At 63.9% G+C, this 19,331-nt stretch carries 18 protein-coding genes and 1 pseudogene; 8 read left to right on the top strand and 11 right to left on the bottom strand.

Going from position 1 to position 19,331, the window contains the following annotated elements; all coding sequences use genetic code 11:
- Nucleotides 1–35: 35 nt before the first annotated feature.
- The 4 genes from ACLQ7E_RS04830 to ACLQ7E_RS04815 are packed head-to-tail and all read right to left on the bottom strand — an operon-like array spanning nt 36 to nt 3,213.
- Complete coding sequence (locus ACLQ7E_RS04830) at nt 36–821, bottom strand: ABC transporter permease subunit (protein WP_411731425.1); 786 nt, start codon at nt 819–821, stop codon at nt 36–38.
- The gene (locus tag ACLQ7E_RS04825) at nt 818–1,780 is read right to left on the bottom strand and encodes an ABC transporter ATP-binding protein (RefSeq protein ID WP_411731424.1); all 963 of its coding nucleotides are present in this window, start codon (nt 1,778–1,780) and stop codon (nt 818–820) included. Before ACLQ7E_RS04825 ends, ACLQ7E_RS04830 begins: the two co-directional genes overlap by 4 nt.
- Nucleotides 1,780–2,550, bottom strand: coding sequence for a TetR/AcrR family transcriptional regulator (locus ACLQ7E_RS04820; RefSeq protein ID WP_411731423.1), 771 nt, complete (start codon nt 2,548–2,550; stop codon nt 1,780–1,782). Before ACLQ7E_RS04820 ends, ACLQ7E_RS04825 begins: the two co-directional genes overlap by 1 nt.
- Before the next feature lie 57 nt (nt 2,551–2,607).
- Nucleotides 2,608–3,213 carry a TetR/AcrR family transcriptional regulator gene (locus tag ACLQ7E_RS04815; RefSeq protein WP_411731422.1) on the bottom strand — a complete coding sequence of 202 codons (606 nt, stop codon included), beginning with the start codon at nt 3,211–3,213 and terminating at the stop codon, nt 2,608–2,610.
- Between the two features lie 94 nt (nt 3,214–3,307).
- Here ACLQ7E_RS04815 and ACLQ7E_RS04810 point away from each other — a divergent pair, with 94 nt between their 5' ends.
- Together ACLQ7E_RS04810 and ACLQ7E_RS04805 are read left to right on the top strand one after the other, a co-directional pair.
- Nucleotides 3,308–3,697 (top strand): DUF1304 domain-containing protein, encoded by a 390-nt coding sequence (locus tag ACLQ7E_RS04810; protein WP_411731421.1) that lies wholly within the window; start codon nt 3,308–3,310, stop codon nt 3,695–3,697.
- 39 nt (nt 3,698–3,736) lie between these two features.
- Entirely contained in the window at nt 3,737–4,747 is a 1,011-nt protein-coding gene (locus tag ACLQ7E_RS04805) for an NADP-dependent oxidoreductase (protein ID WP_411731420.1), read from the top strand.
- A gap of 15 nt (nt 4,748–4,762) precedes the next feature.
- Here ACLQ7E_RS04805 and ACLQ7E_RS04800 read toward each other — a convergent pair whose 3' ends face one another.
- Complete coding sequence (locus ACLQ7E_RS04800) at nt 4,763–5,494, bottom strand: FadR/GntR family transcriptional regulator (protein ID WP_411731419.1); 732 nt, start codon at nt 5,492–5,494, stop codon at nt 4,763–4,765.
- Nucleotides 5,495–5,619: 125 nt separating this feature from the next.
- The gene (locus ACLQ7E_RS04795; RefSeq protein WP_411731418.1) at nt 5,620–7,359 is read right to left on the bottom strand and encodes an L-lactate permease; all 1,740 of its coding nucleotides are present in this window, start codon (nt 7,357–7,359) and stop codon (nt 5,620–5,622) included.
- Nucleotides 7,360–7,603: 244 nt separating this feature from the next.
- On the opposite strand from ACLQ7E_RS04795, the gene ACLQ7E_RS04790 reads away from it, so the two are divergent.
- From ACLQ7E_RS04790 to ACLQ7E_RS04780, 3 genes are read left to right on the top strand one after another with little or no spacing between them, the layout of a single operon-like run.
- Complete coding sequence (locus tag ACLQ7E_RS04790; RefSeq protein WP_411731417.1) at nt 7,604–8,404, top strand: (Fe-S)-binding protein; 801 nt, start codon at nt 7,604–7,606, stop codon at nt 8,402–8,404.
- Nucleotides 8,401–9,915 carry a LutB/LldF family L-lactate oxidation iron-sulfur protein gene (locus ACLQ7E_RS04785; RefSeq protein WP_411731416.1) on the top strand — a complete coding sequence of 505 codons (1,515 nt, stop codon included), beginning with the start codon at nt 8,401–8,403 and terminating at the stop codon, nt 9,913–9,915. The genes ACLQ7E_RS04790 and ACLQ7E_RS04785 overlap by 4 nt, the downstream gene beginning before the upstream one ends.
- A complete protein-coding gene (locus ACLQ7E_RS04780) occupies nt 9,912–10,550 on the top strand; it encodes a LutC/YkgG family protein (protein WP_411731415.1) in 639 nt (212 codons plus the stop codon). The genes ACLQ7E_RS04785 and ACLQ7E_RS04780 overlap by 4 nt, the downstream gene beginning before the upstream one ends.
- Nucleotides 10,551–10,718: 168 nt before the next feature.
- On the opposite strand, the gene ACLQ7E_RS04775 is transcribed toward ACLQ7E_RS04780, so the two are convergent.
- The gene (locus ACLQ7E_RS04775; RefSeq protein WP_411731414.1) at nt 10,719–11,258 is read right to left on the bottom strand and encodes a hypothetical protein; all 540 of its coding nucleotides are present in this window, start codon (nt 11,256–11,258) and stop codon (nt 10,719–10,721) included.
- Nucleotides 11,259–11,462: 204 nt separating this feature from the next.
- On the opposite strand from ACLQ7E_RS04775, the pseudogene ACLQ7E_RS04770 reads away from it, so the two are divergent.
- A pseudogene (locus ACLQ7E_RS04770) lies at nt 11,463–11,744 on the top strand (LutC/YkgG family protein); the annotation flags it as partial.
- A gap of 89 nt (nt 11,745–11,833) precedes the next feature.
- On the opposite strand, the gene ACLQ7E_RS04765 reads toward ACLQ7E_RS04770, so the two are convergent.
- Nucleotides 11,834–12,646 (bottom strand): IclR family transcriptional regulator, encoded by an 813-nt coding sequence (locus ACLQ7E_RS04765; protein WP_411731413.1) that lies wholly within the window; start codon nt 12,644–12,646, stop codon nt 11,834–11,836.
- A gap of 48 nt (nt 12,647–12,694) precedes the next feature.
- Here ACLQ7E_RS04765 and ACLQ7E_RS04760 point away from each other — a divergent pair, with 48 nt between their 5' ends.
- On the top strand, nt 12,695–13,993 hold the full coding sequence (locus tag ACLQ7E_RS04760) for an MFS transporter (protein ID WP_411731412.1): 1,299 nt from the start codon (nt 12,695–12,697) through the stop codon (nt 13,991–13,993).
- Nucleotides 13,994–14,077: 84 nt separating this feature from the next.
- On the opposite strand, the gene ACLQ7E_RS04755 is transcribed toward ACLQ7E_RS04760, so the two are convergent.
- Nucleotides 14,078–15,817 (bottom strand): L-aspartate oxidase, encoded by a 1,740-nt coding sequence (locus ACLQ7E_RS04755; RefSeq protein ID WP_411731411.1) that lies wholly within the window; start codon nt 15,815–15,817, stop codon nt 14,078–14,080.
- A gap of 71 nt (nt 15,818–15,888) precedes the next feature.
- On the opposite strand from ACLQ7E_RS04755, the gene ACLQ7E_RS04750 reads away from it, so the two are divergent.
- A complete protein-coding gene (locus ACLQ7E_RS04750; RefSeq protein WP_411731410.1) occupies nt 15,889–16,842 on the top strand; it encodes a LysR family transcriptional regulator in 954 nt (317 codons plus the stop codon).
- A gap of 93 nt (nt 16,843–16,935) precedes the next feature.
- Here ACLQ7E_RS04750 and ACLQ7E_RS04745 read toward each other — a convergent pair whose 3' ends face one another.
- Nucleotides 16,936–17,604, bottom strand: coding sequence for an ABC transporter ATP-binding protein (locus ACLQ7E_RS04745; protein WP_411731499.1), 669 nt, complete (start codon nt 17,602–17,604; stop codon nt 16,936–16,938).
- Nucleotides 17,605–17,684: 80 nt separating this feature from the next.
- Entirely contained in the window at nt 17,685–19,133 is a 1,449-nt protein-coding gene (locus ACLQ7E_RS04740) for an ABC transporter permease (protein WP_411731409.1), read from the bottom strand.
- Nucleotides 19,134–19,331: the final 198 nt, after the last annotated feature.

Genomic DNA, 19,331 nt, shown 5'->3' with positions numbered 1-19,331 from the left:
CCTTCGGCGGGCCATCAGGACGTGCCAACGTCGCGTTACCGTAGGGCCAACACACTAATGACGATGAACAGAAGGCTCAGCCCACCCAAACCTGCAACAGCCGCCCAGGGAACCCCGTTCAGCAGGGGTGATTGGCCGTAGGCCCAATAATAAGGGGAAAAGTTGTGGAGCCACTGCAGGTCTTGGCTCTGGTTTCCCAACGCGTTGAAAACGTAGCCAATCACGGCAATCGCGGTGCCAGCGGCAATGCCAAAGACCTTGCGCCCGGTTAGGGAGCCAGCGGCCAAGGCACCCGTTCCACTCAACAGTGCCAAGAGCGCAAACATGAGGACGCCTGCGAAAACCCTTGGAGTGTCAATTCCCAATTGCGCGGGACCGTTTAGCACCTGAACTACGACAAGCACCAACGCCGCGAGTAGCAAAATTCTGATAGCCAACGCTGCTGCTCGCTCCAGCACCACTTGGGTGCGGGTCGCCCCGTGGGCAAGTGTGAGTTCCAGAAGACCCGCTTCCTCGTCTCCCCCGATTGCGCTGGCTCCCCAGGCAATGGCTGCGATGGACATGAGCAGGAATCCGGTGAGCCCAAAGAACGTCGCCTGGGCGTAGCCGGGGCCGGAGGAAATCTGGTCATAGTTCAGCGCCTTGATCATTTCCTGGGGCAAGGCCGCCACCAGGTCGCTCATCTGCGCGCTTCCGCCAATGCTGGGGTACAACGGCAGGTACATCAACATGACCGCGAGCAGACCAAGCGACCAGCCCAGGGTGGCACGCCATGACTCCGTCAGCGACTTCCGCAGCAAGGGGAAACTTTGGGGTTTCATCGTCTTCCTTCACGTCGTGCAGGAGTTTTGGCCGCCGGTTCCGCCGAGTACATTTTCAGCACGGCTTCCTCCAGGTCGGGTTCCTCAATCACCAGATCGAGGATCTTGGTGCTGGCCAGTACGTGAACCAGCGGTTCGACGGAACCCTCGATGCGGGCCCGTGCCTCGATGACTGCGCCGTAGCTTCCGTCATGCGCTTGGCGGACTTCGAGGTTGTGGATCCCGGGAACCCCGGCGCAGCTGGCACGTGCGCCTTGTAGGTCATCACCTGGAAAGAGCACACGCACGTGGCGAATGGCGCTTTCGCGCAAGTTGTCAACCGTGGAGAGAGTGACGATCGAGCCTTCGCGCAGGATCGCCACCTCATCAGCCGCCTGCTGGATTTGGCTGAGCACATGCGAGGACAGGAACACCGTTTGGCCGTTGTCCTGGGCCTCACGAATGAGAGTCAAGAATTCCTGTTGCATCAGCGGATCCAGGCCACTGGTGGGTTCATCGAGCACCAAGAGTTCCGGCTCGTGCATGAAAGCTTGGACAAGTCCAAGCTTTTGTTTGTTTCCCTTGGAGAGCCGCCGGGCCTGGTTGTCCAAATCGAGGTCCAGGCGTTCAGCCAATGACTCCACCATCCCCGGTTTGACCGGTCCGCTGATCGCCGCGAAGTGTTCCAGGATCCGGCGTCCCGTGGTGCGGCTTTCCAGAATCAGTTCCCCGGGCAGATACCCGATCCGACGCCGCAATGCGGGACCGCCCTGGGTAGGATTCTGCCCAAGGACCTTGAGTGCCCCTGAACTGGGGCGGATGACGTCAAGCAAGCACCGCATGATCGTGGTCTTGCCTGCGCCGTTGGGCCCGATGACGCCAAAGATGCTGCCTTTCGGCACATTGAAGTCGATACCGTGCAGCACCTCGTTGACACCGAATTTCTTGCTGAGACCCGTGATTTCAATGGCACGTTCCACTATCGCTCCCTGGATTTTTCGAAGGCTTCAAAAGCGACCCTTGCTGCATTCAGAAAGCGTTCGTCCGTATACAACGGATGCGTGTAGAGGTCCACCGTGGGGACGCCGATGCGGTTTATTGTGCCGACTCCAAATTCATCGTGCCCGAAGCTTCGCGCCACATGTCGGCCGAGCACCAACATGCCCATGGAGTTGCTGGCCAGCACGACTGCCGTCGCGCGACGGTCCTCGAGATCCCGAATGCTCCCGTTTTTGATGCCGGCAACGAGCATGTCCTCGGTCATGCCGACAAGCGCACCAAAGAATGCATCCCCCAAGGCCGAGTCATCCATGATGGCTTGGCGGATGTAGGCAGTCTCCGCGATGTACGTATCGGGCTTGCTGAGGTATTCACCCATCATTTTCTGCAGGGAGTCGACATCAGCCTTTTCAACGGTTAATTGCGAGCTGATGCCAAGGACATGTCTGTCGCAGGCTTCCCGAAGGCCCGCCTTCGAAGCGAAATGGTGAATGACCAGCCCAGGGCTGATGTGGGCGGCGGAGGCGATATCGCGGATCGTGGTTTGCGCGAACCCGTTGCGGCCAAAGAGCTCGATGGCCGCGTCTCGGATCTTGGATCTCGTGGTGAAATCCTCGCCGTCTATACGCATGTTTAAGATGCTAAACACGCGTTCAGGCTTTTGCAAGAGGCGAAAGTACCAATCTGAGGTGCTGTCGAAACCAACGCCCATCTGCTTTTTTCGCGGGGCATCAGGCTGGGTACCGAGCACTCAATTGGGTGCCCCAATTGGCGAGCTTCCAGCGGCACTGATTCCGCGAACCGCGGCCTAACGAACTGGCGATCCCACAGGAAACCACTGGCGCACTTGCTCCCCGGCCGCTTCGAGGGTGGCCAGCGCCTCAGCCAGATTCAGCCGCGCCATGAGCAGGGCACTCATGGTCAGACCGGCGACAATTCGGGCACGGGCAAGAACCCTCGATTCGGCTTGCATGGGGTCAGTTGCGCGTAGGGCGCCGGCAACGCCATCCCGCAACTCGATCTGATATCCATCGATCAGGAGCCTCAGCGCCTCATCGTTTCCCGCGATGCCCGCCGCTGTGTTCAGCAGCAGGCATCCACGGTTCGTGGTCTGGTCCGCGGTCTTCCCCAAGGCATCGGACAACGACTTCAAGTAGATCGAAATACCCTCGGCTGGGCGCGTTGGGCTGTGCAACAGGTTCAGGCGAGGTCGCAGAATCGTATCCATGTAGTCCTGGATCACTGCATCAAAAAGACCTCGCTTGGAGCCAAAGCCGTGATAAATGCTTGAACGTCCCAGACCCGTAGCCGATTCCAGGTCAGCGATCGATGTGGCATCGAATCCTTTGTCCCAAAAGACGCGGCGAGCATCGCTGAGCGCCTTGCTGGTGTCGAATTCCTGCGTTCTGGCCATGAGACCCGAATCCCCCTGTTTTGTGTAACGGTCGTTCCAGTATATATTGGAACGAGCGTTACACAATCACTCTTTCGACCTAGGGGCACACCAGATGCTGCTGACAACCTTGATTTTCGCCGGCCTTGCCGCTGCGATCCATGTGTATATCTTTGTACTCGAATCCCTGCGCTGGGACCTCCCATCCACCCGCAGGGCCTTTGGGGTCAAAACGGACGCCGAGGCAAGTGCGACCAAGCCACTGGCCTTCAACCAAGGGTTCTACAACTTGTTCCTGGCCGTCATGACGGTTGTGGGCCTGGCCCTCGTACTTGCGTCTTCCACCACGGTCGGAGCGACACTGATCTTCGCCGGCACCGGCTCGATGGTGGCAGCGGGCTTGGTTCTGCTCTTTTCCTCGCCCAAACTTGCTCGCGCAGCGTTCCTCCAGCTCTCTGCGCCCGCCCTGGCCATCATTTTTGGCTTGATTGCCTTTACCCGCTAACTCCCCCCAAATTCCCCCCTGAAACGGAGCCTCGACCTTATGTCAGCTACCACCAGCACGCAGATTCATTTGGCCAGCCGTCCCACCGGATGGCCAACGGACTCGAACTTCTCCATCGTGACGGTGGAAATTCCTGAACTCGCCGCGGGCGAGATCCGGGTGGCCAACGAATTCATTTCCGTCGATCCCTACATGCGAGGTCGCATGAACGATGCCAAGTCCTATGCGGCACCATATGCCCTCAACCAAGTCATGACAGGTGGAGCCGTAGGCCGCGTGGTCGAATCCCGCGCCGAGGGATTCAAGATTGGGGACCCTGTCCTCCACCAGCTTGGGTGGCGCGATGTGGCCCAGGGAGAAGCCAGTCATTTCCGCGTGGTGCGCGACGTTGATGGTCTGCCACTGTCGACCTACCTCGGGATTCTGGGCATGACGGCATTCACGGCGTATGTGGGATTGCTCGAAATCGCCGGGCTCAAGGACGGCGAAACCGTGTTCATTTCTGGTGCAGCGGGTGCCGTGGGCAGCGCAGCAGGTCAAATCGCGCGACTCAAGGGAGCCAAGCGTGTCGTCGGGTCCGCCGGAAGCGCTGCGAAGGTTGAGCTGTTGACCGAAAAGTACGGCTACGACGCCGCCTTCAACTACAAGGATGGGCCTGTCCGCGGGCAGTTGCACGAAGCGGCGCCGGAAGGCATCGACGTGTACTTCGACAATGTGGGCGGGGAACACCTGGAGGCGGCATTGGATGCCCTGAACCCGGGCGGCCGCGGCGCCTTGTGCGGAGCCATCTCCGTCTACAACTCGACGGAGGCCCCGGTGGGTCCGCGAAACATGAGCAACATGGTCACTCGTGGACTAAACCTCAAGGGGTTCACCGTAGGGAACTATGCCGAACATTACCCGGCATTCATGGCCGACATGTCCGACTGGATCACCCAGGGGAAGATCGTCTTCGACGAAACCATCGTCGAGGGCCTGGGCAACGCGGTGGACGGATTCCTGGACCTCATGCGCGGCGCCAACACCGGCAAGATGGTCATCAAGCTCTAACCGTACGGACGAAGCTCAGAGCTGCCGGGATTCCGTGTAGAACCACTCGATGTGTTCGCGCAGGAGCTTGGACGCCAACGATCCGTTGGCGTCCGACACAGCCTTGTGGATTCCGTGGTGTTGGGTGCGAAGGACCTCGGCGATCTTCTGCCAGGCCGCATCGCTGGTCACCGATTCGCTGACATAGTCACTGATCGACAGGCGCAGCGACTCCATCATGGCTTCAATGACGGCGTTTCCGGCCAGCGATGACAACAGCACATGGAATTGGGAGTCGAGGTCATGGAATTCCTCGCGGTCGAGCCCCGGCTCGTCCATGGCCTGAAGCAGTTCGCCGGCACGCCGCAACACTTCCTCGCTGCGCTCGGGATTGCTGGTCAGGTCAGCTGACTCGGCTGCCCACGTTTCGAGCAGGATGCGGGATTCGACGATGTCGGCGACCGGAAGCTGGCGCGATGCGACGTGCAGCCGCAGGGTCGCCGAGAGTCCTATCGCCGGTTCGGAGATGACGACGGCGCCCGAGTTGGGCCCGGACCCGGTGGACGTGCGGACCATGCCCATGGCATCGAGAATGCGGATGGCGTCCCTGACCGATGCCCGGGAGATCCCGTGGGTTTCGGCAAGGGATCGTTCGCCCGGCAATTGGTCACCGATCTTGATCTTCCCGGCCCTCAGGTCGGCCTCGATGCTGCCCAAGACCGTCTCGTAGGCACGGACTGGCTGCGATGTGCGTTCTTTGCTGGTCACGGCTTCATTTTCCCACGGTTCCGGCAATTGATTGGCCACCGTCAACGAGTCGGGGCCGGGGATTTCCGTCCCAGACCCCGGCCCCATGCATCTTCTTCGTTGCTTTGCCGTGTAAGGGGGTGGCGCTACGGGGTCGGCAGCATCCAGCCCAGGATCGGCGTGGACTGCAGGTACACGAGCACGCACAGCACCAGCAACATGCCCACGGACCAGCCGGCAACCTTCTTCAGGATGACCGATTCCTTGCCTTCCATGCCCACGGCGGTGGCGGCAATGGCCAGGTTCTGCGGGGAAATCAGCTTGCCCACCACGCCGCCCGAGGTGTTGGCTGCGACCAGCAGGTTCGGGTCGATCCCGGCGTTGATGCCGGCGGTCTGCTGCAGTTTTGCGAACAGTGCGTTGGCCGAGGTGTCGGACCCGGTGACTGCCGTGCCGATCCAGCCCAGGATCGGGGATAGGAAGGCGAAGAACGCGCCGGTTCCAGCCAGCCAGGTGCCGATGGTGATGGTCTGGCCCGACAGGTTCATGACGTAGGCCAGGGCCAGGACCGAAAGGATCGTGGTCGCCGCCCAGCGCATGTTGTAGATGGTGCGCCCGATTTCCAGGACCGCGTCGGAGACCTTGATCTTGTACTTGCCGCCTGCATCGTTGAGCGAGTAGACAATGGCAACAATCAGGCCGGTGAAGAGCAGCAGGGTCCCGGGGTTCGAAAGCCACTGGAAGTTGTAGATCGTCGAGGAAACGGGGTTGCCCTCGCCGTCGAGCACGTGGCCGTAGAGCATTGGCCACTTGATCTTCACGTCGGTGGAGGCCAGGGCTCCGGGGACGTTCACGCCCAGCTTCCAGAGCTTGGCAACGCCGAAGATGACAATGACCAAAAGGTAGGGGAAGAGTGCCAGGAAGGTGGGGCCGGCCTCCAGCTTCTGCTCGTGCCCGCGATATGCGGTACCCGATCCTGTGTCGGCTTTGCCGCCCTTGCCCGCATGCTGTGCGCCCTGGGCGGCTTCGCCCACCAGAACGCGGGCACGTGCTTCGTCGCGGCCCTTCGGGGTCCAGAACCGCAGGAAGATCACGGCTGCACCCAACCCGGCGAGCGAGGCGACGATGTCGGTGAGTTCGTAGGAGAAGTAGGTGGCACAGAGGAACTGGGCCACGGCAAAGGAACCGCCAATGACCAGGGCCGCGGGCCAGACTTCCTTGACGCCGCGCTTACCGTCAAGGATGAACAGCAGCAGGGTCGGCACGAAGATCGCCAGCAGCGGAGCCTGGTGGCCGACGACGGCGCCGATGTGGTTGGCGTCCAGTCCGGTCAGGCCGGCGGCGGTGGTGATGGGGATGGCCACGGCTCCGAAGGCCACCGGGGCGGTATTGGCTACCAGCACCGCGGCGGCTGCGCGCAGCGGGGCCATGCCGAGGGCCAGCAGCATCGTCGCGGTGATGGCCACCGGTGCGCCGAAGCCCGCCAGCGCCTCAAGCAGGCCGCCGAAGCAGAAGGCGATCAGGATGGACTGGATGCGGATATCGCCGCCTCCGATCACGTCAAAGACGCGACGCAGGTCCTCGAACCGGCCCGAGACGACGGTGACTTGGTAGAGCCAGATTGCCATGATGACGATCCAGACCACCGGGAAGGCACCGAAGACCGCGCCCAGCACCCCCGACATCAAGGCCATGCCCACGGGCATCTTGAAGACAAAGATTGCGACCAGGATGGCAACCAGCAATGAGGTCAGACCGGAGACGTACGCCTTGGCCTTGACGACCGCCAGCATGACGAAGAACGTCAGCAGGGGCAGCAGGGAAATGATGGCGGAAAGCGCAATGCTTCCGGCCAGCGGATCGGTGGTGGGTGTAAAGGTGTCCACTGGGCGTCCTTCGCGGTGGGAGTGGAGCGCGGATAAGGGGGGGGTCTTGATGGACGCCGGTAGACATCCGTGGTCGGACCACTATGGTCGGACCACACCAGCATAACCCAAAACCCGGCCCCGTGGTGAGTGGGGTCACAAAGAACTTTTTGCATCGTCGTCCGGGTGGACGTGGGCCCGATCACGTCCTAGTATGGTCAGACCACATCAATTCCTCGGCTGAATACGCCGGAAGGATCACTGAATGAAAATCGCACTTTTCGCCACCTGCATCGTTGACGCCATGTACCCGCAGACTGCACGCGCCACGGTCAAGATCCTCGAACGGCTGGGCCACGAGGTGGTCTTCCCCTCCGGACAGGCATGCTGCGGCCAGATGCACATCAACTCCGGCTACATGGACGAGGCACTCCCCGTGGTCACCAACCACGTGAAGGCCTTCGAGGCGGAGACCTACGACGTGGCCGTTGCGCCGTCTGGATCCTGCGTCGCCTCCGTCAAGCACCAGCACCCCGTCCTTGCCGAACGCTGTGGCGACGCAGCGTTGAAGGCCCGGGTCGAGGAAGTGGGCGCCAAGACCTATGAACTTTCCCAGCTGCTGGTCGATGTCCTGGGTGTGAGAAACGCCGCCGAACAGCTCGGATCGCACTTCCCGCACAAGGTGACCTATCACCCCTCCTGCCACGGCATGCGCTCGCTGAAACTGGGCGACCGGCAGCTGGACCTGCTCAAGTCCGTGGGCGGCATCGAGGTCGCGGACCTGCCCGAGGCCGACCAATGCTGCGGCTTCGGCGGCACTTTCTCCCTGAAGAACGCGGATGTTTCCTCCGCCATGCTTCAGGACAAGGCCAGGAACATCGAGTCGACCGGCGCCTCGCTGTGCGTCGGCGGAGATGCCTCCTGCCTCATGCACATCGGCGGCGGACTCTCGCGCTCCAAGTCGGATGCGACGACCATGCACTTTGCCGAGATCCTGGCCAGCACCATCGACGAGCCGGTCTCGGTGACCGGCGAAATCCGCGTAGGAAAGGCGGGCGTGCGATGAGCAACGTCTTCATGGGTATGCCTACCCTTCCGGTCTTCGGCGACGGCAACCTCCACATCGAGGAACCTTTCCCGGCCGCCGCGCACCGGGAATTGGGCAAGACCCAGATGCGCGCCAACCTGCGCCACGCCACCCACACCATTCGCGACAAGCGCCTGAAGGTTGTGGCAGAACTTCCCGACTGGGAGGAACTGCGCGATGCCGGCTCGGCCACCAAAAACCTGGTCATGGCCAATCTGCCCGCGCTGCTTCAGGAGTTCGAAACGAACTTCACCGCACGCGGCGGCGTCATCCACTGGGCCCGCGACGCCCACGAGGCCAACCAAATCGTTGCCGACCTGATCAAGGAACAAGGCACGACCGAGGTCGTCAAGGTCAAGTCCATGGCCACCCAGGAAATCGGGCTCAATGAGTACCTCGAGGAACAGGGCATCTCGGCCCTCGAGACCGACCTGGCCGAACTGATCGTCCAGCTGGGCCACGACAAACCCAGCCACATCCTGGTCCCGGCCATCCACAAGAACCGCACCGAGGTGCGCGACATCTTCCTCAAGGAGATGCCGAACGTGGACCCCAACCTCACCGACGAACCGCGCCTGCTGGCCATGGCCGCCCGCGAGCACCTGCGCCGCAAGTTCCTCTCGGCCAAGGTCGCCATTTCCGGCGCCAACTTTGCGCTTGCAGATTCCGGAACCTTGGCTGTGGTCGAATCCGAGGGCAACGGCCGGATGTGCCTCACCCTTCCCGAAACCCTGATCACCGTGATGGGAATCGAGAAGCTGCTGCCCACCAAGGACGACCTCGAGGTCTTCATGCAGCTGCTGCCGCGGTCCTCCACCGGAGAGCGGATGAACCCTTACACCTCGCTGTGGACAGGAGTCACCGAGGGCGACGGACCGCAGAACGTGCACCTGGTACTGCTGGACAACGGACGCACCGCTGCGTTGGCCGACAAGTACGGACGCACTGCACTGAACTGCATCCGCTGCTCGGCCTGCATGAACGTGTGCCCGGTCTACGAGCGCACCGGCGGCCACGCCTACGGCTCCACCTACCCTGGCCCGATCGGCGCAATCCTCACCCCGCTGCTCACCGGCATCAAGTCCGAGGAAAACAGCACACTCCCCTACGCTTCTACACTGTGTGGCGCCTGCTATGACGCCTGCCCGGTGAAGATCAACATCCCGGAAATCCTCGTGCACCTGCGCGGGGAAGACGTGGACTCCAAGCGCGGGGAAAAGAAGCTTCCCTCACAAATGGATCTGATGATGAAGGGCGGGTCATGGGCATTCTCTTCGGGCAAGCACCTGGGCCTGCTGGAAAAGGGCTTGCCGCTGGGCAAGCTCGCGGCCGGACGCGACAAGAAGATCAAGCGCCTTCCCGGAATCGCCGCCGGCTGGACGCAATCCCGCGACATCCCCGCTCCCCCGTCGCAGTCCTTCCGCGACTGGTGGAAGAAGGACCACGAGCCGGTTGCACCCGTCAATGAGCAGGAAGAAGTAAAACGATGAGCGCCAAGGAAGAAATCCTCTCCCGCATCACCTCGGCCCTGCGCGATGCCCCGGCCCCCGGCCCGGTCCCCCGCGAGTACCGCATGGCCTCGGACATGCCGGAGGCTGAGCTCATCGAGCTGCTGGTCGACAGGCTCGAGGACTACAAGGCCCACGTGGATGTCGTGGAATCCGCTGAACTCTCGGCAACGATTGCCGAACGCCTGAAAGATGCCACAAGCTACGTGGTCCCGTACGGCATCGCCGAGGCCTGGCTGGCGGATGCAGCACTGGCCAACGACTCGCGCCGCCGCATCGACGCCCCCGGCGCCGTGCTGAGCGTGACCGAGCTGGATAACACCGGTGCGGTGCTCACTTCCTCGGCAGTGTCCATTGCCGAGTCCGGAACCATCGTGCTGGACGGCAGCGGCGACCAGGGCCGCCGCGCGATTTCCCTGGTGCCCGACCACCACGTGTGCGTGGTCCCGGTATCCAGCATTGTGCGCCTGCTGCCCGAGGCGCTCCCGCGCATGGACATCACCCGCCCACTGACCTGGATCTCCGGTCCCAGCGCCACCAGCGACATCGAGCTCGAGCGCGTCGAGGGCGTACACGGCCCGCGCCAGCTGGACGTCATCATAGTCAAGGGCCTCTAAACTCCGGATACCGGGAGCCGTTCCGCGATGGCCGGCACCGGCGCAGGGGGACGAAAACAACCGCTGAAAATCCGCGACCCCGACACCTACGGATACCCGAGCCGCCAAGAGGTGGCCCCCCACGGTTCGGGGGCCACCTCTTGGCTGTTGTCAGGGCAGGAACTCAGGCTAGTGGCCGCCGATCACTCCCTTCTCGATGGCCTTGGTGACCGCGTCGGCCTCGGCCTGAGTGAGGGTCCCCTCGCCGACAGCCGTATCCAGCTTCGACTTCAACGCAGCGGCCCGTTCGGTTTGGCCAGCCGCATGGAGTTCCTCCAGCGCCGTGGTGACCTTGGATTCCTCGATGCCCAACGACTCCGCCAAGGACTTGGCAAGTGCCCCATCCCGCTGGGAACGTTCGGGCTGCTCGGCGCCCTCGGTGCGCTCGGTCGGCTTGTTGGCCTCCCTGAACGTGTCCAGTGCGTCGCTGAGCTTGCTTTCATCGACGCCCAGCTTCTCGGCCAGGCCGGAGGCCATTTCCCCGCCCCCGCCGCGGTGGCCGCCGTGCCCACCGCGTTCGGAAGGTGCTGACTGCGTGGTGTCGGTGGTCGTGGCGGAAGCGGTGCCCGACGAGTCGGCCGCGGAGGCGACCCCCGCCAGACCCAGCCCGGTAACCAGGGCCAGGGCAGCGGCGGATGTACCCAGCGCCATTGTCTTCTTCGTTGCCATGAGTGTTCCCTTCAGTGGCCGCCCGGAGCGGTACCAATCGGCGGTCCGGCATTCTTCGCCGGCTCCCTTCCAACGATGTGCGACATCGATATGCCAGGACTGTTCGATGGCTGGGCACGGGCTGTGACAATCCGAAAGTACCTGTTAGGGCCTGTCGGACAGCGTCGGGCCGCGTGCGGTTGGCCGCCCATGGGTTGCGCACCGACGCCCTCCGCCGTATCGATCCCCGAGTCCGGCACCATCGTGCTGGACGGCAGCGGCGACCAGGGCCGCCGCGCGATTTCCCTGGTGCCCGACCACCACGTGTGCGTGGTCCCGGTCTCCAGCATTGTGCGCCTGCTGCCCGAGGCGCTCCCGCGCATGGACATCACCCGCCCGCTGACCTGGATCTCCGGTCCGAGCGCCACCAGCGACATCGAGCTCGAGCGAGTCGAGGGCGTGCACGGCCCGCGCCAGCTGGACGTCATCATCGTGGCAGATGCCTAGGACCGTCGCGCCGAGAAGGCACGAGCCGGCATGGTCGAAGCAAGAACCCATCGCGGAGGCGTGCCGGACCACCGACTGATCCGCGCCAATTACGGCTGGTCTCGGTCCAACCCGGCGCCCCCGGCGACCTCGCTCAGCCGCTCTTCCAGCAGTTTGGCGGTGCGCGCTGTCTCCCCGAGCAGGCCCGCGTCGAACACCTCCCGGAAACGGGATTGCGGGATGGCCACGCTGATGCCGCAGACCACCTCGCCGTCGGCGTTTGTTATGGCCATCCCCAATGCACTGACCCCCTCTTCGGTCCCTTCGAAGTTGGCGGCGAACCCGCGTTCCCGGACAAATCCGAGTTCGCGCACCAGTGCGGCATAGTCAGCTTCACTGAGTCTGCGCGCGGTGGCCGTTTCCCCGCAGTAGAGCTGCTCGAGCTCGTTCGGGGCGAGCCGGGCCAGCATGGCTTTTCCGGCCGAGGCACGATGGGCGGGCAGCACTGTCCCCTGGCGGTCGCCGACGCGCACCGGCCGGGAACCCTCGATGGTCGATAGGAAGCGGACTTCCCCGCCCACACGTACCATCAGGTTCACGGTTTCCCTCACCGTGGCCGCCAGGTCCTCCAGCAGCGGCTGCGCCAGGGCACGCAGCTCGCTGACCCTGCCGTGTCCGGCCGGTCCGGCCCCGAGCGCGGGACCGGGAACGTAACCGCGGCCCCTCGCGCGTTCGGCAAAGCCGCGATAGATGAGCATGGCCAGCAGTCGGTGGGCAGTGGAGGGCGAGACGCCGAGCTCGGCGGCCGCGTCCTTGAGCCGGACGGAACCGTGGTCTCGCAACAGCTCAATGAGCTTCAGGGCGTTGTCGACCGCCTCGATGGGGTAGCGGGGGATCTTGCGGCTTACCCGTAATTTCTGCACTACAGAATTATACGTTCCCCCATACTGAGACCGGCAACACTTGTACCTATGACTTTTTCCACAGCGAGCGCCGTTGAGGGTTCTACCGGACAGAACATCGGCGATTCGGCGCAGCCGTCAAAGCCCAAGAACATCTCAAACCGCAAGGCCGTGCTGGCCATTGTGACCTGTTGGCTGCTGGTGGTTTTCGACGGGTACGACCTCATCGTGTACGGCACCGTACAGTCCTCCCTGCTGGCGATCGATGACTGGGGCCTGACCCCGACGACCATGGGCACCATCGGCTCGCTGGCGTTCGTGGGCATGATGATCGGTGCGCTCGGGGCCGGGCGGTTGGCCGACGTGCTGGGTCGGCGACGGACCATCCTGGCCTGCTCGATCCTCTTCTCCACCCTCACCATCCTGTGCGCCTTCGCACCGAACCCCTTGGTCTTCGGCGCCCTCCGCCTGCTGGCCGGAATCGGCCTGGGTGGCCTCGTTCCCTCCGCCAACGCCATGGTGGCCGAACTGGTGCCGGACCGCTGGCGCTCGACCATGGCCACATTGATGATGTCGGGTGTGCCCATCGGCGGTTCGATCGCCGCCGTCACCGGCATCTGGGTCATCCCGGCCTTCGGCTGGGAAGCGATGTTCCTGGTTGCCGTCATCGCGCTGGTCGTGGTGGTGCCGATGGCCTTCCGCTACCTGCCCGAAACCCTCTCCTTCAAGCACCGGAGCGGGCCGGGCGCGCGCCGCGGTTCCGGTTTCGGCCAACTGCTCCGCGCTCCCTATGCCCGTGCCTCGGTGCTTTTCGCGGTGGCTTCGCTGGCCATCCTCTTCGCTTGGTACGGTCTGGGCACCTGGCTGCCCAGCCTGATGGAACAGGCCGGGTACGACCTGGGGTCCGCCCTGACCTTCGCGCTGGCACTGAACCTGGGCGCCGTGGCCGGCTCCGTCGTCACGGCCTGGGCCGGAGACCGCTTTGGCGCCGCCCCCGCCGCGGCCGCCGCGGCCCTGGTGGCAGGGATCGGCCTGGCCGTCATCATGACCACTCCCCCGGTCGGCGTCGTCTACGCGATGTTGATCCTCGCCGGCGTGGGCACCCACGGCACGGCGGCGCTGCTGATCGCCGCCGTCGCCAACCACTACCCGGAGCGTCTGCGCGGCACCGCGCTGGGCTGGGCGATGGGGATGGGCCGCATCGGCGCCGTCGCCGCCCCGCAGGTTGGCGGACTGCTGCTCGCCTCCGGGCTCGGCGTCAACTCGAACTTCCTCGTCTTCGCATTGGGAGCGGGCCTGGCCGCAGTCCTGTTCGCCGTCATCACCTTCCGCGTCAAGCCCGTGGCCGATCCGGCGGAACAGCACTAGCCACCGCGAAATGCCCGGGGCCCGGACCGTCTTCCCCTCCGCGGGAAACAGCGGCCCAGTCGACAGGCAACACCGCCCATCCCGCTACTCCACGAGCTTTCCGACGCTCGAAACGTCCTGGACAAGCCGGGCGATTTCCTCCGAAACCTCGGGGATTTCCTCGCGAACGATTCCGGCGGAGGGCGACCACACCAAGTTGACCCGCAGGGAATCGTCCATCTGGGGGTAGTCGCTGCGGTTGTGGCAGCCACGGGTCTCCCGGCGCTCAAGTGCCGCCTCGAGGGTGGCCCGGGCGGCCAGCGCGGATCCCTTCAGGTCGAATGCGTGGGCCAGGTCTTGGTAGCCGGCAATGTCGGGGTGGATCCCCACGGCCTCCATGCGCTCTTCGATCGAGTCCAGCTTCGCCAGGCCGGCCAACAGGCCTTCCTCGTCGCGCACCACGCCCGCATGGTCGGTCATCATGTTCCGGATGGCGCGCTGCAGCTCACGGACGTTTTCCGTCCCGCCTGCCGCAAGCAGGTCATCGATCTCCGCCCGGGCGCCGGCGATGGCGCCGGCCGAACGAGGCTGGGAGTCGAGGGAAGCCGAGTACTTGGCCGCGGCCCTCGCAACGATGCGTCCGAAGACCAACAGCTCGATCAGGGAATTGCCACCCAGCCGGTTGGCCCCGTGGAGGCCGCTGGAGGCCTCTCCGATGGCGTAAAGCCCGTCGACGTCGGTGCTGTGATCCTCCGGGCGCACCCAGACCCCGCCCATGGAGTAGTGCGCGGTGGGGGCGATCTCGATGGGTTCGGAGGTGATGTCGAGCATCTGCACTTCCATCATGGTCTGGTAGACGCGCGGCAGGCGCTCCATGATGGTTTCGCGGGGCAAGTGCGACACGTCGAGCCAGACACCGCCGTTCTTGGTGCCGCGGCCTTCCTTGATTTCGGTATAGGCGGCCAACGCCACGCGGTCCCGGGTGGAGAGTTCCTTGCGCACCGGGTCATAGCGTTCCATGAACCGCTCCCCCAGCGCATTGCGCAGGATGCCCCCCTCGCCGCGGGCGGCCTCGGAGATCAGCGTGCCGGCGGCGCTTTCCGGTTCGATGATGCCCGAGGGGTGGAACTGCACCAGCTCGGGGTCGCGCAACCGGGCGCCGGCGTCCACGGCCAGGCGGAAGGCGTCGCCAGTGTTCTCGTCCCGGCGCGAGGAGGTGCGCCGCCAGATGCGGGTATGGCCTCCGGCGGCAAGGATGACAGAGTCGGCATGGATGAGGTAGCGCTTCCCGGTGTTGATATCGAAGCCGTAGGCGCCAAAGACCTGGTTGTCGCGCACCAGAAGCCGGGTGACGTACACCGAGTCAAGGATCGGGATCTTTAATTGTTCGGCCCGGTTCACCAGGCTGCGCTGGATTTCCAGCCCCGTATAGTCGCCGGCAAAAGCGGTGCGGCGGAAGGTGTGCGCACCGAAGAAGCGCTGCGAGATGCGCCCGTCCTCTTCCCGTGCGAAACCCATGCCGTAGCGTTCCAGGTCGCCGATTCCCTGCGCGGCACCGCGGGCGACGATCTCCACGGTGTGCGGGTTGGCCAGGAAGTAGCTTTCCTTGATGGTGTCGGCTGCGTGCTGTTGCCAGCTGTCGTCCTTGTCCATGGTGCCAAGGGCGGCATTGATGCCTCCGGCGGCGAGCGAGGTGTGGGCGTCGTCGCGTGGTCGCTTGCCCAGGGCGAGCACGTCCACCCCCATCTCGGCCAGCTCGATGGCCGCCCGCAGGCCCGATCCGCCGGTGCCGATGACCAGGACCGTGGTGGAAATCTGTTGCTCGTTCACGTTCGTTGTTCTCATGTCTTCAACGCTAGGAATCGACCCACGATTAGTCCAATGAATCCTTTGAGTCGTTTCGATGCATGTAGGCTATGGATATGAATTTGGAACAGCTCCGAAGCTTCGTTGAGGTTGCCCGAATTGGCCATTTCACGCGCGCAGCCGCTCAATTGCACCTGGCCCAGCCGTCACTGAGCCGACAGATTTCCACCCTGGAAGCGGACCTCGGCGCCGAACTTTTTCATCGGGCACGGGGCAACATCACACTGACAGATGCCGGCGAGTCGCTTCTGCCCTTGGCCAGGCGCATGCTCGCCGACGCGGAAACCGTTCGCTACGAGATGCAGGAACTGGCCGGCCTGAAAAAGGGGCGCGTGAGGCTCGGGGCCACCCCGACACTGTGCATCAGCCTGGTTGCCGACGTGCTGACTTCCTTCCATGCGTCATATCCGGGCATCGATCTTCACCTGACGGAGCAAGGCTCACGCGGCCTGCTCGATGAGTTGGCCGGTGGAACACTCGACATCGCGCTTATCACCACGTCGGAGGAAAGTTCTGCTTCCGCGGCCAGCCTCCAGCTGACCCCGCTCCTCACGGAGGAACTTGTGGTCATCTCCTCGATGCGGAGTCCGATCCTGGAAGGTTTCCAGTCACTCACGTTGGAGGAACTGGCGGCAATTCCGCAAATCACCTTCCATGAAAGCTACGATTTGCGCGCAACAACCATGCAGGCTTTCCACGCCGCGGGCCTCTCGCCCAAGGTGGTCCTCGAGGGCGCCGAAATGGATGCGGTGCTGCGGTGCGTGGAACGCGGGCTCGGTGTCGCGGTGGTTCCCGCCATGGTCATGGTGGACCGGCCAGGCCTGCGATCCGTCAGGCTCACCGCACCGAACCTCACACGCTCCATCAGCCTCGCCCACCGCAACGACGTGACCCTGACACGCGCGGCGCGGGCCATGCAGGAGATGATCATCGACACCGCTGACATCCTCTCATCGGCCAACCAGGCCACCAGCGGATTGATCACCCGGGCACCGCAGCCGTGAATGGTGCCGTGCCAGTCAGGCGAGGGGCAGGCGAGGGGCAGACGAGGGCACGAATCGCCCACGCCCCATGCCCTCACCTGGCACCGCCTGCCGCTAGGCTTCCTCGGCGATCACACCCGCCTTGATGCTCAGCCGGCGTTCGGCGCGGGCGGCGACCGCCGAATCGTGGGTGACCATCACGATGGTCAGGCCCTGGCGCCAAAGCTGTACGAACAGCTCCATGATCTCCTCACGGGTGGCCTCATCCAGGTTGCCCGTCGGCTCGTCGGCCAGTAGGACCTTCGGGTTCTTTGCCAGCGCGCGGGCGATGGCAACGCGTTGTTGCTGGCCGCCGGAGAGCTCCCCGGGAAGATGCGTGGCCCGCTCCCCCAGACCCACCGAGGCCAGGGACGCCGCAGCGCGCTTCGCTCGTTCGGCCGCAGGCAATTTCAATGGCGCCAGTCCCATCTCAACGTTTTCCTGTGCGCTCAGGGTGGGAATGAGGTTGTAGTGCTGGAAGACGAAGCCGATCTCGTGGGCACGGATGTCGGCCAGGGCGGCATCCCCCAGGGTGGAAATCGCCTTCCCCGCAAGGTTCACGCTCCCTGACGTCGGACGGTCAAGCGCCCCCAGCATCTGCAACAGGGTGGATTTGCCGCCGCCGGTCGGCCCCTGGACGGCAACCAGTTGGCCCGCGGGTATTAGAAGATCCACCCCGTTCAGGGCATGGACGGTGCGGCCCCTTTGCACGTAGGTCTTCTGCACCTTCTCGAGCCGGAACATGATCTTTTCCGTCTCCGTGTCGGGCGTACGGTCTTCTGTCAGTGTTTGTTCATTCATGGCTCATTGACTCCTTCGAGGTCCTAGGCAACCGAGCGCAGGGCTTCGGCCGGGCGCAGGCGCGCAGCGCGCCAGCCACCGAGAATTCCTGCCAGCAGGCCGCCGGCGATGGAGAGGGCCACGGCGAAGGCAATCACCATGGGAGTAACGGGTAGGTTCAGCACCACTTCTGCCGCATTTGCCGCGGCGTTGCCTGCTGCCTCGGGGAAGCCCGACGTCCCGCCGCCGCCTGGGGATCCGGTGGATGCGGCCGCGGCGCTGAGCGTCGGGGCGAACAGGTTGATGACGAGGATGCCGCCCAACCCGATCAGGATCCCCAGGGCGCCGCCGAGGAGCGACTGAACCAACGACTCGCCCGCCACCTGGCGGACAATGCTTGAATTGCGCCACCCGATGGCCTTCAATGTGCCGAATTCACGGGTTCGGCGTGCCACCCCGGAGAGTGTCAGCAGAATCGCCAGCAGGAATGCCACTGCCAGGACCGCAATGGAAAGCCAGGTCCCCAGCGAAGATACGAGGCCCGAGGCGGTGGACAGCGAACCCGAGACGGTCGAAGCTAGATCCTCCTGGGTGTTCACGGTGTTATCCGGCAAAGCTGCCTGCAACCCTTCCTTCACCGAGGGGATCTCTGAGGCGGAAGCCGCCTGCACGTAGATGGTGCTGACCATGTCCGTGCTGTCCGAGAGCTTCTGCGCTACATCCAGGGGAATGTAGGTGTTGGAAGCAGTCTCGGCTTCCGCGCCCGATGCCGCAACGATTCCGACAATGGTGAATTTGGTGCCGGCGATCTCCACCTTGTCATCGAGTTTCAATTCCTCGGTGGTTGCGTAGGACGAATCGACGACAAGGCTGTTCTTGCCGTCGTCGTCCGCGGTGAGCAGCCGACCTTCCTGCAACGTGACCGAGGCCAGCGGGCCAATGGCCCCGGCCTTGGAATCCACGCCCATGACGGTGAAGGAGTTCACGTCGAATTGTCCACCGCCGCCCATGCCGCCGCCCTGGGGCGGGGTTCCGCCGGACGTTGCCCCCGAGGCATCCCGTCCTGGAAGCTCACCATCGAACGTCGAGTTGGTCAGGGCCAGCACTCCCGAGGCCGCGGCCACTCCCTCTTGTTTGGCAACGGTCTCCACTGCCGCGGCATCAAAGGTTGCTGCCCCGCGGCCGGTGCCCAACACCGACTGCGAAACGGCCGTGGTTCCATCGGAGGTGGCGGTTCCGGCATCCGCGTCGAATTCGAAGCGGGGTCCGGCAGGCCGTTCGCCTTCCGCCAGTGGCGTCGGAGTTGCGCTCACCGTGATGTCGGTGCCGACCCCGTAGACCGATTCGAGTGCGGCGGCCTGCGCATCCCGCACCCCCGCCGACAGTGAGTTGACGATAACGACCAGCCCAATGGCCAGCGCCATGGCGATGGCGATGATGGCGGTCTGTTTCCTTCGCCCCGACAGCTCTCGTCTCAAATACCGTGCGAACATCCCAGTTCCCTTCACTGCGCGGACACTTGCCGCACCTGTTGTTCAAGCTATTCCAGATTTCTATGCATTGACTTGGGCCGACCTGTGCCTTGATTAGGCAAGAGCTGTGCGCTCACTGTGCCTGGGCCGTGCAGGCAGAAGTCCATTCCGCCGCGAACGTGGTGGTGCCAACACTGGATTCAGCCAGGATCGCGGCCG

The organism is Paeniglutamicibacter sp., from assembly GCF_046714615.1.
Lineage (GTDB): Bacteria > Actinomycetota > Actinomycetes > Actinomycetales > Micrococcaceae > Paeniglutamicibacter.
This window is presented reverse-complemented; position numbering and strand designations above follow the sequence as displayed.

Bases quoted from the DNA above. Each gene is read 5' to 3' on its own strand.
- ACLQ7E_RS04760 (WP_411731412.1), top strand. From the start codon at position 12,695: ATGACTTTTTCCACAGCGAGCGCCGTTGAGGGTTCTACCGGACAGAAC.
- ACLQ7E_RS04810 (WP_411731421.1), top strand. From the start codon at position 3,308: ATGCTGCTGACAACCTTGATTTTCGCCGGCCTTGCCGCTGCGATCCAT.
- ACLQ7E_RS04775 (WP_411731414.1), bottom strand. From the start codon at position 11,258: ATGGCAACGAAGAAGACAATGGCGCTGGGTACATCCGCCGCTGCCCTG.
- ACLQ7E_RS04815 (WP_411731422.1), bottom strand. From the start codon at position 3,213: ATGGCCAGAACGCAGGAATTCGACACCAGCAAGGCGCTCAGCGATGCT.
- ACLQ7E_RS04830 (WP_411731425.1), bottom strand. From the start codon at position 821: ATGAAACCCCAAAGTTTCCCCTTGCTGCGGAAGTCGCTGACGGAGTCA.
- ACLQ7E_RS04785 (WP_411731416.1), top strand. From the start codon at position 8,401: ATGAGCAACGTCTTCATGGGTATGCCTACCCTTCCGGTCTTCGGCGAC.
- ACLQ7E_RS04805 (WP_411731420.1), top strand. From the start codon at position 3,737: ATGTCAGCTACCACCAGCACGCAGATTCATTTGGCCAGCCGTCCCACC.
- ACLQ7E_RS04745 (WP_411731499.1), bottom strand. From the start codon at position 17,604: ATGTTCCGGCTCGAGAAGGTGCAGAAGACCTACGTGCAAAGGGGCCGC.
- ACLQ7E_RS04755 (WP_411731411.1), bottom strand. From the start codon at position 15,817: ATGAGAACAACGAACGTGAACGAGCAACAGATTTCCACCACGGTCCTG.
- ACLQ7E_RS04790 (WP_411731417.1), top strand. From the start codon at position 7,604: ATGAAAATCGCACTTTTCGCCACCTGCATCGTTGACGCCATGTACCCG.
- ACLQ7E_RS04740 (WP_411731409.1), bottom strand. From the start codon at position 19,133: ATGTTCGCACGGTATTTGAGACGAGAGCTGTCGGGGCGAAGGAAACAG.
- ACLQ7E_RS04750 (WP_411731410.1), top strand. From the start codon at position 15,889: ATGGATATGAATTTGGAACAGCTCCGAAGCTTCGTTGAGGTTGCCCGA.
- ACLQ7E_RS04780 (WP_411731415.1), top strand. From the start codon at position 9,912: ATGAGCGCCAAGGAAGAAATCCTCTCCCGCATCACCTCGGCCCTGCGC.